Below are 16523 nucleotides of genomic sequence, written 5' to 3' on the forward strand. Positions count from 1 at the left end.
AAAAAATTACGTTAGACTATAAAGGGTGGGGTATTAATGGACTCACAAGTGATTTATGCCATTTTGGCATCTTTCATCACTGTACTCGTCGTTACTCCTTTAGTTATTAAATTAGCTTTTAAAATAGGAGCGACAGATAAGCCAAACGCACGTAAAGTGCACCAAAAGATTATGCCACGTCTTGGCGGGTTGGCAATATTTATTGGTGTAGCTGTAGGATTTGTTGTCGGCGGCTTATATGAACAAAGAATGTTATCGATAACGCTAGGTGCGATTATCATTGTAATCATCGGAATTTTAGATGATATGTACGAGTTATCTGCGAGAGTAAAATTCGGTGGACAACTGTTAGTTGCCATTATGATTGTAAAAAGTGGATTATTAGTGCAAGTATTATATATCCCATTCCTTGGGGATACTGAACTTGGATGGCTTGCTTATCCAATTACAGTATTTTGGCTTGTAGGTATTACGAATGCAATCAACTTAATTGACGGCTTAGATGGATTATCTGCTGGGATTTCATCTATCGTACTTGCAACGCTAGCATATATGGCCTTCACTAGCCCATGGGGTACTGGAACAGCTATTATCTTGCCACTTGCATTAATTATATTAGCAAGTACAATTGGATTTTTGTTCTACAACTTCCATCCAGCAAAAATTTTCATGGGAGATACAGGAGCACTATTTTTAGGATACTGTATTTCTGTTATATCGTTACTTGGATTATACAAAAGTGTAACGTTATTCAGTTTTATCGTTCCAATTATCATTTTAGGTGTACCTATATTTGATACGATATTTGCAATCATCCGTCGTATCGTAAATAAAAAACCTATTTCAGCACCAGATAAATCGCATTTACATCACCGCTTACTTGCAATGGGATTCTCTCATCGCAAAACGGTACTAATTATATACGCATTCGGTATTTTCTTTAGTGTAAATGCCATTATTTTCACTAGTGCAACGTTATGGTTATCCATTATTCTTCTTTTCGCTTTGATTTTCTTCACAGAAATCATCGCTGAAATAATCGGGCTTGTACATGAACGCTACAAACCAATCATTTCCTTTTATAAAAAAGTGAAAAAACGCGAAGACTAATTGTAGTATAGCCTTTTCAATTATGAAATATTCAAATAGCATCCTCTTTCTTATAAGAGGATGCTATTTTTTATTCTCATTTTATATTTCCAAAATATAGATTGTTTGAGAGTTCCTCTATTGGAGAAAGATATACATAATAAGAAAAGTATCAAGTTTTCTTTTTTACATCTTGATTGTCAAACTGAGGGTGAATGTTATGATCAAGCGAGTATTTCAATGTATTATTTTATTTTTAACGATTACTATGTACGTATCATCTAATACTGAAGCAACAACTGTTATTCCTGCTGAATATCATCCAAATACTGAAACAACTTCTCCTACACAAAAAATTGCGTACTTAACATTTGATGACGGGCCAAACAAATATACTACACAAATTTTAAACATCTTAAAAGAAAAGAACGGAAAAGCAACTTTCTTTGTTATTGGCGGAAAAGTGCCACATTACACAAAAACGATGCAACGCTTAATTAAAGAAGGACATTATATCGGGCTCCACAGCATGTCACATGATGTAAAACGCCTTTACACTGGTGACCCTTCCACTTTAATTGCAGAAATGGAGCAAACACAAAGCATTGTCCAGCAAGTTACGAAATTAAATACACATCTCGTTCGCGTTCCATATGGTAGTATGCCTTACTTAAAAAAGAATTACCGTGACGCACTTGTATCGGCCCAGTATAAAATGTGGGATTGGACGATCGATACATACGACTGGAAAAGCTATGACAATCCTTCTGCCATACTCGAAAGAGTACGTAACCAAAGTGATGAACAAGTCGAAGTCATTTTAATGCATGATTCGAGTGTAACCGTACAAATACTGCCAAAAGTAATTGATTATTTACAGTCACAAGGATACAAACTTCTTCCCTATAATCCTTCTTCTCATCTCAAGGTGAATTTTTGGAAAGACACAAGATTGTAACAGCTTTAGTGCCTATGTGCTAAAGCTGTTTTATTTTTCTCTTCCCACCCTTCCCATTTTTGTGTAAAATTTTAAATAGTGATGAAGTTTCGAGGTGAATAGAAATGAAACGAATAGATCTCATTTTTAACGCAATACAAAAAGGCAATTATACAGAAGGTGTAACCGCATCAGAACTCGCTACATTTCTGCAACTAGATCGCGCCAATGTAAGTAGCGATTTAAACAAACTTGTAAAAGATAAACGTTTATTAAAAACAAATACGCGACCTGTTCGTTTTTACACAGAAACGAACACTTCGTTGGAAACGCATTCAAAAGACATAACTTCATTAGATACATTTGCAATTGAAAATACGAGCCTTAAAATTGCAATTGAAAAAGCGAAAGCTTCTATTCTCTATCCTCCAAACGGTATGCATACTTTACTACTGGGAGAAACAGGGGTCGGAAAGTCTATGTTTGCTTCTTTAATGCACGAATATGCAATTGAAGTTGAACAGCTTCCAAAAGATGCACCATTTATCGTATTTAACTGTGCTGATTATGCAAATAATCCACAGTTACTACTCGGGCAATTATTTGGGATTAAAAAAGGAGCTTATACAGGAGCAAGTGATCAAAAAGGGTTAATTGAAAAAGCACATGAAGGAATTCTTTTCTTAGATGAAGTACATCGCCTGCCTCCAGAGGGACAAGAAATGCTTTTCACCTTTATTGACCGCGGAGTATACCGCCGCCTTGGAGAAACAGAGAACGAACGTAAAGCACAAGTATTAATCATTACTGCAACAACAGAAGAACCAAATTCATTTTTATTAAAAACATTTACAAGACGTATACCAATGACTGTTACGCTGCCACCACTTCGTGAGCGTACACATAAAGAGCGCTTTGCTTTACTACAGCTATTTTTCACAAATGAAGCAATTCGTCTACGAAAAGACATTCACGTTAGCCCAAATGCAATGCGTGCTTTCGTCTTTTACAATTGTCCCAATAACATTGGTCAATTAAAAACAGATGTTCAAATTGCCTGTGCGAAAGCCTATTCTGATTTGGTCACAAAGAAACGTGATTCTGTCTATGTTTCAAGTACAGATTTACCTTGGTATATGAAAGAAGGGTTGTTCATTGAAAGGAAGAGCCGTCACTTATACCAAATACCAAATGAAACATTTGTATTTACAGGTGAGGAAGGTTGGAGTAATCATAAAACAGAAGATGAAAAACGCTCTTCTATTTACGATTATATTGATTATAAATACGAAGAACTTCAAGCACGTGGTATTGAAGAAGAAGAATTAGAATTACTAATAGAAAATGATGTTCAAAGCTTTTTCGTACAATATTTTAACCAAATATCAAAAAAAACAAGCCATGAAAATGTTTTTAAAATTGTGGATCGTAATATCGTTTCCGTATGTGAAAAAATAGCGGAACTTGCTGAAAAGCATTTATCTAAGACGTTTGATGAAAAAGTATTTCTCGCTTTAAGTTTACATGTACAGACAACTCTACAACGTTTACAAAGCGGAAAACAAATACATCACCCACAATTAAATCAAATTCGTACGAAATATAAAGAAGCTTTTTCCGTAGCTATGCAATGCATTCAACTACTGGAGGAAGAATTACAAATAACAATGCCTATTGATGAAGCTGGCTTTTTAACAATGTTCTTCGTTGTTGATCCAATTCCTGCCTCACAAACAGAAGTAAAAGTATTAATATTAGCACACGGTAATGGCATCGCAACTGAAATGGCAAACGTCGCAAACGAACTTCTCGGCATTGAGGAAGTAACCGGTATTGATATGCCGTTACACGAATCACCGAAAGATTTCTTGGAACGTGTGAAAGTGTATATGAAAACACTACAAAATGTAAATGGGCTTCTCTTACTTGTCGATATGGGGTCACTTGCTTATATCGGTGACATATTAGAAACGGAGTTCAAAATCCCTGTACGTGTTCTCTCGATGACGAGCACACCACACGCACTAGAAGCAGCTCGAAAAGCTCAGCTCGGTTATTCATTAGATGCGCTGTATGAAACAGTAAAAAATTTAACACCATTTTACTTAAACGTACAAGAAGAAAAGAAAAAACCTCTCTCTCCAATGAAATCTGTTATTTTAACAGCTTGCTTAACTGGTGAAGGAAGTGCTTTAGCTATTCAAAAAATGTTAGAGAACTATTTACGATTTGATAAAGACTTAATTGAAATTATTCCAATTAGTATCGTCCATGAAAAAGATTTAACTAAAATGATTGAGAACATAAAAAAAGAGCGTAACATCATTTGTATCGTCACGAATTTCGATGTGCAAGTACCATGCTTAACATATCATTTCCAAGACATCGTAAACTACACAGCGATTCAGCCAATTCAAGAATTAATTACGTATGAAGAAACATATGCAAAAATGGCGGATATTCTTGAACAACAAATGCAGCGTAACGATGGAGCATTACTTATCAAAACAATTCGTTACGCATTAAATACAATTCAGGAATTAATTTCCTTACAGCTAACTCCTGATAGCTTAATGGGTGTTATTCTGCATATGAGCTGTATGGTTGACCGTCTTCAAAAAGGAGAAAGCCTTCTTCCTCACCCTGATAAAGAGAAAAGAAGACAAGATGAGTACTGGATGTATATGAAAGTAAAAAAAGCGTTGCAACCAATTGAAAATACATTTGAAATACAAATACCTGATGACGAAGTATTTTATGTTATGGACTTCTTTATTAAAAATCAGCCTGTGAAAAATTAATCGAGGCCGTTTTTAAAAATATCGACCGTAACGTGAGTTATATCAGCGATTATTGAAATATATCGGCGCAACTCAGATTATATCAGCGATTTTCAAAATATATCGATTTACCGACAATAATTGCTAAAACTAGCACCTTATATAATGAGAAAAGGCTGTTCCAACATATGGACAGCCTTTGCCTCTATTTCTTTACTTTTCTAACTCGCCCTCTTATTTCTCCTCTTTTTTGTGATTTCGTATGGACATTAACATATACATTTGCCTGAATAATTTCTTGAAGTAAATGTACGAATGATTTCCCTTGTAAAGGTCCCTCAAAATCCTCTACATTCACTACACCAGTAATACTTCCCTCGTTCAAGCTAATCCCTTGCTCCAGTGGACCATACAAATATAAAACAACAGGACCAATTTGAGTAGACTTCCCTAAATGAATTTGACAAGATGTAACCTTTTCTATATTTTTTAGTATTACTCTGTAATGCAATTTCGTTAAATCATCACTAAAAATAAACTCTGCTACCCCAAAAGCTTCTGTATTTACAGGAGGCACTTCCCTCTTACCTGTTAACCTGGCAAAGAAATGTGTTGTCATAAGGCATTCTCCTTATATAAATTTCCCAGCACTACTTCTACTACTTTATGGTTTAAACATAATCATTTATGACTTTTTCAATTTTAATTACAAAGAAAAGATTCACAAAATCTTTACATTGTGATTGTTCCTGTAGATTGAAAGTCTCTTGTATAATGCACATAGAAAAACATTATAGGAGGTTCCATTGAAAACTAACAAATACACTTTTCATACATTATTAGAGATTTTTCTCGTCTCATTTAAATTAGGACTTACTTCATTCGGCGGTCCTGTCGCTCATCTCGGCTATTTCCACCACGAATACGTGCAAAAAAGAAAATGGATGGATGAACGAAGCTATGGAGATTTAGTAGCGCTATGTCAATTCCTTCCTGGTCCTGCCAGCAGTCAAGTCGGTATGGGGGTTGGATTATTAAGGGGCGGGCTTTTAGGAGCTATTATTTCATGGATTGGATTCACTTTACCGTCTGTCCTTGTTTTAGTTTTCTTCGCCTCATTCCTTAATCAGTTCGATCTTGGAAGTGCTGGCTGGATTCATGGACTAAAACTTGTAGCAGTCGCTATTGTCGCTCATGCCATATGGGGAATGGCGCGAAAGTTAACTCCAGATCGAAATCGTGCAACGATTGCGATTGTAACTGCCGCAATCGCCTTATTATGGCCAAGTAGTTGGACACAAGTCATCCTTATTATAATATGTGGCTTTATCGGTTGGTTTTTATATCGCAACCAACCAATTAGCCAATCTCAAAATATAAGAGTACCTATTTCAAAAAAGATAGCAGTTTCTTGCCTCGTCTTATTCTTTGGACTATTACTACTGCTACCAATATTAAGACCGTTCTCTTATTACATCGCTTTATTTGATAGTTTCTATCGCTCTGGCGCACTTGTATTTGGAGGAGGACACGTCGTGCTGCCCCTTCTTGAAGGTGAGTTCGTACAAAACGGCATGATGACGAAAGAACAGTTCCTAGCTGGATACGGATTAACACAAGCAGTACCAGGACCACTATTTACATTCGCCTCTTATATAGGAGCAGTGTTAAACGGGACGCTTGGGGCAACAATCGCAACAATTGCAATTTTCCTCCCTGCTTTCTTACTCGTTATTGGTGTTTTACCATTTTGGAACAGCGTGAGAAAAATATCATTCATACAAGGCGCACTACTTGGAGTCAATGCCGCTGTTGTCGGTATTTTAATTGCCGCTTTTTACGATCCCATTTGGACGAGTACAATTATAAATGCTTCAGATTTCGTTTTCGCTTCGCTTCTTTTTTGCTTACTAGCTTTTTGGAAAACACCACCTTGGGTTATCGTTATACTTGGAGCTTTTGGCGGATATATTCTATCCATTTTGTAAATAAAAAACGACGGCATGATGTAGCCGTCGTTTTTCTATTAAAACTTCACAAGTTCTATCCCTTCAGGCAACTCACTCTCTGTTAAAATACGCAATTCCTTCACACGATCCATTACGTAAGAAGAACGCTTCACAAGCTCTGGATCAATATAAGCTGGATGAACCATAATTTCTACCGTTTGTTCACCTTGTACTCTTTCTTTTAACTTCACAAAGTAATCTTCCGTCACACCATCCGCATAAAAGTCACTGTAAAATACATCAGAAAATGGATGCACCGCTCTATCTTCCCCACAACGACGAATTGGAACATTATATTTAGCTGCTAATCTCTCAAGAACATCGTGTAAGATCGGTAATCCGTGTACATGATGATGACTATCTAAATGAGTTGGTGTTAATCCGTAAGATAGGAATTTCTCAATTTGAGCAGTCCACTCTCTCTCAACTTCTTCTGGATTTATATTCCCTTCCCTTACAACACTTTGTTTATGAAACGATCCGTCGCTACCTACAAGTGATGGTACGTCTCCAAGAAGTGGCTCCCCTGCTGTTAATACGAGATGTACGCCTACTCCGAGTAGGTTATACTCTTTCGCTAAGCGTACCGCATGCTCTGTTCCTGGCATATTCATCATCATCGTCGTTGAATTTACAAGTCCATTTATATGACCATCAATAATGCCGTAATTTGTACCTTCTGTAAGACCGAAATCATCTGCATTTACAATTAACTTAATCATCATAATACCTCCTAATAGAATAAAAAAAGCGGGCTAAATAGCGCCGCTTTTACTTCTCTACCTTTTTAAAGAACTGTGGAAGATACTCTTTATGTGCTTCCAACATTTCATCTAAAATTTGTTTTGCAACTTTATCTGATGGTACAAGCGGATTGATTGTCATAGCAAGCAGCGCCTTATGATAATCCCCTGTAACAGCAGCTTCAATTGTTGTGCGCTCGAATGATTTAATTTGTTGTACTAAACCGCGAACTGGTACTGGAAGATCTCCAACTGCAATTGGTTTTGGGCCTTCTTTCGTAATAATACAGTTCACTTCAACAGCTGAATCATGTGGTAAGCTTGCAATTGTTCCGTTGTTTCGTGTATTAACAGGCTGGATATCACCTTTATTATTGTAAATAGACGTAATTAAGCTACATGCTGCATCACTATAATAAGCTCCGCCACGTTTTTCTAATTGTGGTGGTTTAATATCTAAATTCGGGTCTTTATATAACTCAAATAAATCATTTTCTAATTGTTTTACTACTTCTGCACGTGTACCTTTTTCAACAGAAGCTTCTTTTTCTTCTTCTAACATTTCACGTGTTTTGTAGTAGTAACGATGGTATGGACATGGAATCGCACGAAGTCCTCGAATAAAGTCTGGCTCCCAGTTAAGCGCTGCGATATTTTCCATCGTAATTTGTTTTTCTGGATCTGTCACAAGCTCTAACACACGGTCCATTACACTTACGCCATCTAAGTATACATCTAGTCCGTATACCATATGATTTAAACCTGCGAAATCAACGTGAACACGACTCGCATCTACTTCAAGTAATCTTGCAAGACCCATACGAATTCCGATTGGAACGTTACATAGACCAACTACTCTTTGAATATTTGTATAACGAAGAACTGCCTCTGTTACCATACCAGCTGGATTTGCAAAGTTAATTAACCATGCATTCGGACAGAGCTCCTCCATATCTTTACAAATATCTAAAATAACAGGAATCGTTCTCAACGCTTTAAATAAACCACCAGGACCATTTGTTTCCTGACCGATTACATCATATTTTAATGGGATTGCTTCATCTTTTGCACGTGCTTCTAATAAACCAACGCGAAGTTGTGTTGTTACGAAGTCTGCATCTTTTAATGCCTCACGGCGATCAAGTGTTAAATGTACCTCGATTGGTAAACCTGATTTTTTCACCATACGTTTCGCTAAGTTACCAACTATTTCCAACTTTTCTTTTCCTGCCTCAATATCTACTAACCAAATTTCACGAACAGGAAGCTCATCATAACGCTTAATAAATCCTTCAATTAACTCTGGTGTATAACTAGATCCACCGCCGATTGTAGCAATTTTAATTCCAGTCATGCTTTATTCCCCTTTCGCTTCAAGCTTTTTATAAAGATCGATAAACTCTGCTGCTAATTCTTTCACTGTAATCGCATTCATTAAATGATCTTGTGCGTGAATTAAAAGAACACTAACCTCTGTTTTTTCTCCTCTTGCTTCTGATTGTATGAGCTCTGTTTGGAAATGATGCGCTTCATTAATCGCTTCTTTCGCCTTTACCATCGCTTCATCTGCTTCTACCATTTTCCCCTGTTTGGCAAATTGAAGTGCCTCCATCGCAAAGCTTCGTGCGTTACCACTATTTAAAATCAATTGGAATGGAATTTGTTCTGCTGTAGTCATCATAATTACCGCCCTCTCTATAAGGTTCAACCGATTTAAATACCCCTTCAGTTTGAACATGTCTATTAAATTATTATTTTATGAATGATAGTTTGGTGTTCTTGTAGATGAGTATCATCTTTTTGAACATGATATAAAGGTAATTGTTCTCACAGGTATCGTTGTCTATGAGAACAATTACTATGTTACATAGGTAAAGAATTACTATTACCTTGCGCTGCTGCTTTTTCAGTACGAACAACTGAACGGTCACATAACACAACGAATGGATAATAAATTACCATTGCAATTACAAAGTTGAATAACTGTAGAATTGCACCAGAAATATGTCCACCTGTTACAAGATAACCACTAATAATTGGTGGTGTTGCCCATGGAATCATCACAACTGTTTTTGGTACCCACCCCATAGATATAGCTGTATAAGAAGTAATTACTAATACAATTGGTGTTAGGATAAAAGGTAAGAATAAAATTGGATTTAAAATAATTGGTGTACCAAATATTACTGGTTCGTTAATGTTAAATGCACCAGGTCCAATTGATAAGCGAGATACACCACGTAATTGTGCACTTTTTGCTACGAGTAATACCACTACTAAAAATGCTAATGTCGCACCAGAACCACCAAGGTATACGAAAGTATCAAAGAATGGTTTTGTAATAATATTTGGAACATCAAATGCAGATGTACCACCTTTAAATAAATTCATATTTTTCTCTAATGCCGGTAAGTATAATGGCTCAATAATACCACCAACGATATTTGGCCCATGTAAACCGAAGAACCAAAGAAGATGAACAAGGATTACAATGATAATTGCACTTGGTAATGTCCCTGCTAAACTTTGCAGTGGTGATTGAATCGTATTAAAAATAAATTCATGAACACTTGTACCAGATAATTTCACTGCTAATTGAATACCTGCAACTACTGTTAAGATAACAAATGCTGGAACTATAGCTGCGAAAGATCTTAAAACTGCTGGTGGTACTCCATCAGGCATTTTAAAAGTAATGTTTCTTTGTACAAAGAAACGGAATACTTCAGTAACAAGGAGTGCCACAATAATTGCTACGAATAACCCTTGTGCACCTGTCCAAGCTAAGTTCAATCCGCCTTCTTTCGGTGTTGTTGGTGTAAGAATAATTAACGCACCAAATGAAATAATACCTGCTGACAAACCATCAACGCCGTAAGATTTTGCTAAGTTATAACTTGTTGTAAATGCTATGATTAGTGCTAGAATCGCGAAAGAACCAGTCCACATTCCGCCGCCGACTTGTTTCCACGTTTCACCAAACAAACCTTTCATGAAATCTTGGAAAACTTCAGATGGAAAACCATTAATTAGTGATGCCAGTGCACCAACTAAAATAAGTGGCATAACTGCAATAAATCCGTCACGGATCGCAGCTAAGTGACGTTGCGATCCGATTTTACCAGCGACAGGAACAATATATTTCTCCATAAATGCAATAAACTTTTGCATTTCGCTTCCCCCCTAATTATTTTTTAAGTGTTAATGCGTGATCTAAAACTGCTTCTCCATTCATCATGCCGTAGTGCATTGGATTAATAACGTCGATTCCAACGTTTTTCTCGTCAGCAAGCGTTTTCATTGAAGAGAGCATATAACGAACTTGTGGTCCTAGTAATAATACATCTGCTTGGTCGATATTGTTTTTTACTGCATCCCCAGATACAGCCCAAATCTTTCCTTCTAGACCGCGAGCTTTTGCAGCCGCTTCCATTTTTGTAACTAGTAAACTTGTAGACATCCCTGCTGAACAACATAATAAAATATTCATTTGAAAATCCCCCTTGTGTAGTATAAAAAATTTATGTTTATTTATTTTTCTTTACGCTATTTATTAATGCAATTAGCGTGCCAATTTTTTAAAACCACTAAAATCAGTGCTTTTTCGAGCATTTTCTTTGTGTGTTAACGCTTTCAATTAGTGTGTCGTCCAAAAAACACACAGTGTGTTATAAAACAACACGCTTTTAACACATAACTGTATGAAAATAGATTAGTGTTTAGTCGTCTAGTTGTGTTTAATATGAAAAAACACTAAAAAAACTTTTTCAATGAAAAATAATTCATTATTTTAACCCACTATTTAGTGAAATAAAAAAACCTTGCATAAGCAAGGTTCATTCATCCACCGACATCTTCCTATATAACTCTACAAACTCACTCGCTAATTCTTTCACCGTAATTGCATTCATTAAATGGTCTTGCGCGTGTACCATTAAAAGAGTAACTTCGGTCTTTTCGCCACCAGCCTCTTTCTGGATAAGCTCCGTTTGTACGCGGTGCGCCTCCTTTAATTCCTCTAGTGCTTCTTGTAATTTAGCTTCAGCTTCTGTAAACTCCCCACGCTTCGCACAATCAATTGCTTCCATTGAACAACTTCTCGCGTTTCCCCCATGCAAGATTAAATGAAAAGCTTTCGTCTCTATCGTATCCATTGTAGTTCTTTACTCCCCCTTTTCTTCCGCCAGTTTTTGTTTATCCCATATTTTTAAGAACGGTAAATAAATGAAGAATGCTAGCGCAAAGTTAACAAGTTGCAAAATAACACCTGAAATTTTCCCGCCCGATCCTAAATATCCACTAAAAAGAATAGGTGTCGTCCAAGGTACAGCGGCCCCACTCGGACGTGCAACCCATCCCCATTCCATTGCAAAGTAAGAAACAATTGTTAGCACGACTGGAACTAATATAAATGGAATTAGTAAAAGTGGGTTCATCACAATCGGCATACCAAAAGTTACCATCTCATTAATATTAAATATACCAGGTGCAATTGACAATCTCCCTAAACTTTTTAATTGTTGACTTCGTGCAAATAGTAACATTCCGACAACTAGAGCAAGCGTTGCACCAGAACCGCCCATATAAATCCATAAGTCAAAAAACTGTGCCGTAATCGTATTTGGTACATCTTGCCCAGCTTGAAAAGCAACTCGGTTTTGATCCATTAACGACAACCAAACGGGGCTCATTACACCACCAACAATAGTAGCACCATGAATTCCACAAGACCAAAGAACATGAACGAGAATAACTGCTATTATTGCGCCCCAAAGACTAGCGCCAAGTACACTAAGCGGTTCCTGTAAAATTTGTCCTACAATATTATGGATACTGCCAAAAGAAGTATTTTCTATAATTAAGCGCAAAATCCAAATAACTGTTACAACAATAAATCCTGGAACAAGTGCTGCAAATGAACGCGTGACAGCTGGTGGAACTGTCTCTGGCATTTTTATAATTATCTTTTTTTGTACAATAAACCGATAAAGTTCAGTAGATATAAGTGCAATAATCATTGCTACAAATAACCCTTGGCTTCCCATTAATGCAGCTGGGATAGCGCCTTCTACAAGTACACTTTCTTTTGTACTTGGTATAATATATGCAACTTGAAATGGAGTCGCAAGTAAAAACGTTACAAGCGACAATGCCCCGGATGCTAAAGCATCTACTTTATAATACTCTCCAAGTCTGTAAGCGATTCCAAAAACAGCTATTAAAGCCATTATATTAAAAGTTGCACTAACTGGATACCCTAAAGCTCGCTGCCAATTCTCCCCAAACAAACCTGCCATAAAATCGTTATATCCCGGTATCGGCAGTGCACTAATAATGAGGAAAAACGATCCAATAATTAAGAAAGGCATCGTTAAAATAATTCCATCTCGAATTGCTTGTAAATGCCTCTGCTCTGCAACCTTCCCTGCTACCGGCATCACATACTTCTCTAAAAACCGTATCATCTATCCCACTCTCCTCATGGTTTCATTAACAAAGCTGCTTGCAAGATAGCTTCTCCATTACAAAGTCCGTAATGAACAGATTGAATGACATCAACAGGTATCCCTTTATCCTTACATAGTTCTTTCATTTTCGGTAATAAATAACGTAATTGCGGTCCAAGTAAAAGGACATCAGCTTTATCAATATGACTATTCACTTCAGAACCTGATACTGCCCAGATTGTTACTTCTATCCCTCTTGCCTCTGCTGCTTTCTCCATCTTTGTAACAATCAAACTGGAAGACATTCCCGCTGCACAGCAAAGTAAAATATTCATCCCGCTTCCCTCCCCCTTTTTCTCTACCTAAGTTATGGTGCACTCCTTGCCACCACTAGGTTACAAATATATATGTCTAGATTTCCTGCTGTATGCCGAGCTTAAAAACAAAAATTTCTTGATTTTCACGCTATTCCATTTATCCGTATTCTCCTAGTAAAGGGGCCCCTAACTCGCTATAATGATTCAGTATGATTTTTTTAATTGATAGGAGGATATATTTATGAAGGCATATCGCTTTCCACTTATTTTATTATCTTCTATCCTAATTGGTGGTTTCATTGGTTATTTCATGGGTGCCGATGCAGTTGCTTTAAAGCCGCTTGGTGACATTTTCTTAAACTTAATGTTTACGATTGTTGTACCTCTAGTGTTCTTTAGCATCGCATCGTCTATTGCTAATATGGATGGATTAAAACGTTTCGGTAAAATTATGTCTAGTATGGCTGGGACTTTCTTATTTACAAGTATTTTAGCTGCTATTTTTATGATTATTGTCGTGAAAGTATTCCCGCCAGCACAAGGTGTTGTACTAGAACTAACACAACCTGACAAAGCCGGCAAAGCTGTTAGTGTTGCAGATCAAATCGTCGGTATTTTAACAGTATCTGACTTCTCGAAGTTACTATCTCGTGAAAATATGTTAGCTCTTATTTTCTTCTCTATCTTAATGGGGATTGCAACTTCAGCAGTTGGCGAAAAAGGAAAGCCATTTGCTACATTCCTACAAGCTGGTGCAGAAATTTCAATGAAAGTTGTATCTTTCATTATGTACTACGCTCCAATCGGACTTGCTGCTTACTTCGCAGCATTAGTTGGCGAATTTGGACCACAACTTCTTGGAACTTACTTCCGAGCTGCAATGGTATACTATCCAGCGTCTCTCATTTACTTCTTTGTATTCTTCACGTTCTATGCATACCTTGCAGGTCGCAAACAAGGTGTACAAGTATTTTGGAAGAACATGGTCTCTCCTACAGTTACATCACTTGCAACTTGTAGTAGTGCCGCAAGTATTCCAGCAAACTTAGAAGCAACAAAGAAAATGGGTATTTCTTCAGACGTTCGTGAAACAGTTGTCCTTCTTGGTTCTACTCTTCATAAAGATGGCTCTGTTTTAGGCGGCGTATTAAAGATCGCTTTCTTATTCGGTATTTTCAATATGGAATTCGAAGGACCGAAAACATTAGCAATCGCACTTGTTGTTTCTCTATTAGTAGGAACAGTAATGGGCGCTATTCCAGGCGGCGGTATGATTGGGGAAATGTTAATCGTTTCTTTATATGGCTTCCCGCCAGAAGCATTGCCAATTATCGCAGCAATTAGTACAATCATTGATCCTCCTGCAACGATGTTAAACGTAACAGCAGATAACGCTTGTGCCGTAATGACAGCTCGCCTTGTAGAAGGTAAGAACTGGATCAAAAACAAATTTGCTTAATAAATACAAAGAGGATGCTCCAAACGAGCATCCTCTTTCTTTGTTGTTAATCCATTCCGCCACAAATTTGTTAAAACCTTCACAAATATTCCACATCCATTATCCATTCTCCGTACTATAATCATGTATGGAACAGGAGATGGAAATAATGACACAAAGCGCACCAGAATTTAAAGTTTTGCAAAGCATTGCATTTCTCGCTGTCGTTTTGCAAAGTTCCTTATTATATACAATGAATCAAGGAAATGTCTTACTTGAGCAATCCCTCATTATGGGCATGCTATTTAATCTTGCAAAATTCTCAGCACCAGCATTCATATTTATCGTTGGATTTCACTTAATTCGTCACTATACAAAGCAATTAGTATATAAAGAATATATTTCCGAAAAAGCGATACACTTACTCATTCCGTATTTCTTTTGGTCTATTCTTTACTTATTAACAACAAACGATCTTATTACATTACAAAGCGGAATAAAAAGTTTATTACTCGGAACAGCCGCGCCCCATCTTTGGTACGTTATTATGATGTTCCAAATTCACTTATTGTTCCCTTTACTATGCACACTTTTTTATTGGTTTCAAAAACGAACAGAAAATAAAAAAGACATATATAAATATATGACCTTTTTCGCTTGCCTATATTTTCTATTAATGTGGTTCTCTTCTCACTATATTTTTAATGGAGAAAAATTAACAAGTTCAACAATTTTACATTATACAGATCGATCATTTCTATTCTACTCATTCTATTTCGTTATGGGCGGCATTGCCGCTGTAGCACTAAAAACTTGGCGTCTATTCGTCATGAAACATATCCCGCTTATAACAATATTATTTTTCATCTTATTTTTATTCATCAATTATGAGTTGTTTAGTTTTTACGGAGCAAACTCTATTCATTTAACTGTTTCTACCTATTTAAAACCATCTATGTTTTTATATATCGTATGCGAAATTATCATACTGTATGTGTTATCTATTATGATAGTACAGCGTCGGGGTTTCTTATATAAAACGTTACGTTTCATTGGTAATTACACGTATGGTGCTTATTTAGCTCATTTATTCTTCTTGCAACTATGCACAAAACTTCTTTCCTTATTCACACTGCAAGAAAATACTATATTATATAGCCTATTACTATTTGTGTTAACGGCCATTATCTCTATTTCAACAATGGTCATTTGTAGCACAATACCATTTCATACTTGGATTACAGGGCCTTCTCCTACAACAAAGATGAAATGGACGAAGGTTGTATTACGAAAAAATCATAAAAAACTATTCAAGCCATATATTTGATATAATAATACGCATATAAAAAGAAAGCGAGAGACACCTATGATTAATCAAGTTGGACAAATTATGCTATATGTAAATAACCAAGACGAAACAGTACAATTTTGGACAGAAAAAGTAGGGTTCCAAATCATTGCGGAAGAAAATAACGGAAACGGATTCCGCTGGATTGAAATTGCACCGGCGAAAGAAGCAGGAACAAGCATCGTCCTTCACGATAAAGCGTTAATCGCGAAGATGCAACCTGAACTAAACCTAAATACACCTTCACTTATGTTCTTCTCAAATGACTTAGACCGTCTATATAAAGATCTTTCTGAGAAAAATGTCACAGTTGGACAGGTTGTAGATTTACCTACTGGTAGAGCATTCAACTTTGCTGATAATGAAAATAATTACTTTGCAGTAATGGAACGCAAATAAAAAATAAGCTATCCGA

Annotated in this window: 16 protein-coding genes; 7 read left to right on the forward strand and 9 right to left on the reverse strand. The window is 36.5% G+C overall.

What is annotated here, in order from left to right; genetic code table 11:
- Positions 1 to 36 precede the first annotated feature (36 nt).
- The 3 genes from HMPREF2590_RS22510 (at position 37) to HMPREF2590_RS22520 (ending at position 4827) form a co-directional block, all read left to right on the forward strand.
- The gene (locus HMPREF2590_RS22510) at positions 37 to 1110 is read left to right on the forward strand and encodes a glycosyltransferase family 4 protein (protein ID WP_000378319.1); all 1074 of its coding nucleotides are present in this window, start codon (positions 37 to 39) and stop codon (positions 1108 to 1110) included.
- A 199-nt stretch (positions 1111 to 1309) separates the two neighbouring features.
- A complete protein-coding gene (locus HMPREF2590_RS22515) occupies positions 1310 to 2047 on the forward strand; it encodes a polysaccharide deacetylase family protein (RefSeq protein ID WP_000597152.1) in 738 nt (245 codons plus the stop codon).
- 104 nt (positions 2048 to 2151) lie between these two features.
- Complete coding sequence (locus tag HMPREF2590_RS22520) at positions 2152 to 4827, forward strand: sigma-54-dependent transcriptional regulator (protein WP_000820974.1); 2676 nt, start codon at positions 2152 to 2154, stop codon at positions 4825 to 4827.
- 184 nt (positions 4828 to 5011) lie between these two features.
- Here HMPREF2590_RS22520 and exsM read toward each other — a convergent pair whose 3' ends face one another.
- Positions 5012 to 5425, reverse strand: a complete 414-nt coding sequence (gene exsM / locus HMPREF2590_RS22525; RefSeq protein WP_000207046.1) for an exosporium regulatory protein ExsM — start codon at positions 5423 to 5425, stop codon at positions 5012 to 5014.
- A 187-nt stretch (positions 5426 to 5612) separates the two neighbouring features.
- Between exsM and HMPREF2590_RS22530 the strand changes: the two genes are divergently transcribed.
- Positions 5613 to 6794, forward strand: a complete 1182-nt coding sequence (locus HMPREF2590_RS22530) for a chromate transporter (protein WP_050822172.1) — start codon at positions 5613 to 5615, stop codon at positions 6792 to 6794.
- Positions 6795 to 6832: 38 nt separating this feature from the next.
- Here the strand turns inward: HMPREF2590_RS22530 and chbG are convergent, their stop codons facing one another.
- The 8 genes from chbG to HMPREF2590_RS22570 form a co-directional block, all read right to left on the reverse strand.
- Positions 6833 to 7537 (reverse strand): chitin disaccharide deacetylase, encoded by a 705-nt coding sequence (gene chbG, locus HMPREF2590_RS22535; RefSeq protein ID WP_000593488.1) that lies wholly within the window; start codon positions 7535 to 7537, stop codon positions 6833 to 6835.
- A 49-nt stretch (positions 7538 to 7586) separates the two neighbouring features.
- Positions 7587 to 8912 (reverse strand): 6-phospho-beta-glucosidase, encoded by a 1326-nt coding sequence (celF, locus tag HMPREF2590_RS22540; protein ID WP_000145762.1) that lies wholly within the window; start codon positions 8910 to 8912, stop codon positions 7587 to 7589.
- Between the two features lie 3 nt (positions 8913 to 8915).
- The gene (locus HMPREF2590_RS22545) at positions 8916 to 9239 is read right to left on the reverse strand and encodes a PTS lactose/cellobiose transporter subunit IIA (protein WP_000989059.1); all 324 of its coding nucleotides are present in this window, start codon (positions 9237 to 9239) and stop codon (positions 8916 to 8918) included.
- A 182-nt stretch (positions 9240 to 9421) separates the two neighbouring features.
- Complete coding sequence (gene celB / locus HMPREF2590_RS22550; RefSeq protein WP_001168837.1) at positions 9422 to 10729, reverse strand: PTS cellobiose transporter subunit IIC; 1308 nt, start codon at positions 10727 to 10729, stop codon at positions 9422 to 9424.
- 16 nt (positions 10730 to 10745) lie between these two features.
- A complete protein-coding gene (locus tag HMPREF2590_RS22555; protein ID WP_001023563.1) occupies positions 10746 to 11048 on the reverse strand; it encodes a PTS sugar transporter subunit IIB in 303 nt (100 codons plus the stop codon).
- A gap of 346 nt (positions 11049 to 11394) precedes the next feature.
- On the reverse strand, positions 11395 to 11712 hold the full coding sequence (locus HMPREF2590_RS22560; protein WP_000379645.1) for a PTS sugar transporter subunit IIA: 318 nt from the start codon (positions 11710 to 11712) through the stop codon (positions 11395 to 11397).
- Between the two features lie 9 nt (positions 11713 to 11721).
- Positions 11722 to 13023 carry a PTS cellobiose transporter subunit IIC gene (celB, locus tag HMPREF2590_RS22565; RefSeq protein WP_000617782.1) on the reverse strand — a complete coding sequence of 434 codons (1302 nt, stop codon included), beginning with the start codon at positions 13021 to 13023 and terminating at the stop codon, positions 11722 to 11724.
- Between the two features lie 14 nt (positions 13024 to 13037).
- Positions 13038 to 13340, reverse strand: coding sequence for a PTS sugar transporter subunit IIB (locus HMPREF2590_RS22570; protein ID WP_001023553.1), 303 nt, complete (start codon positions 13338 to 13340; stop codon positions 13038 to 13040).
- A 223-nt stretch (positions 13341 to 13563) separates the two neighbouring features.
- On the opposite strand from HMPREF2590_RS22570, the gene HMPREF2590_RS22575 reads away from it, so the two are divergent.
- The 3 genes from HMPREF2590_RS22575 to HMPREF2590_RS22585 all read left to right on the forward strand — a co-directional run bounded on the left by HMPREF2590_RS22575 (position 13564) and on the right by HMPREF2590_RS22585 (position 16507).
- Complete coding sequence (locus tag HMPREF2590_RS22575) at positions 13564 to 14781, forward strand: dicarboxylate/amino acid:cation symporter (protein ID WP_000649376.1); 1218 nt, start codon at positions 13564 to 13566, stop codon at positions 14779 to 14781.
- A gap of 148 nt (positions 14782 to 14929) precedes the next feature.
- Positions 14930 to 16087, forward strand: coding sequence for an acyltransferase (locus HMPREF2590_RS22580; RefSeq protein ID WP_000194318.1), 1158 nt, complete (start codon positions 14930 to 14932; stop codon positions 16085 to 16087).
- 39 nt (positions 16088 to 16126) lie between these two features.
- Positions 16127 to 16507, forward strand: coding sequence for a VOC family protein (locus HMPREF2590_RS22585; RefSeq protein WP_000610162.1), 381 nt, complete (start codon positions 16127 to 16129; stop codon positions 16505 to 16507).
- The last annotated feature ends 16 nt before the right edge of the window (positions 16508 to 16523 follow it).

The sequence above is a fragment of the Bacillus sp. HMSC036E02 genome, from assembly GCF_001836235.1.
In the GTDB taxonomy this organism is placed as follows: Bacteria; Bacillota; Bacilli; order Bacillales; family Bacillaceae_G; genus Bacillus_A; species Bacillus_A cereus.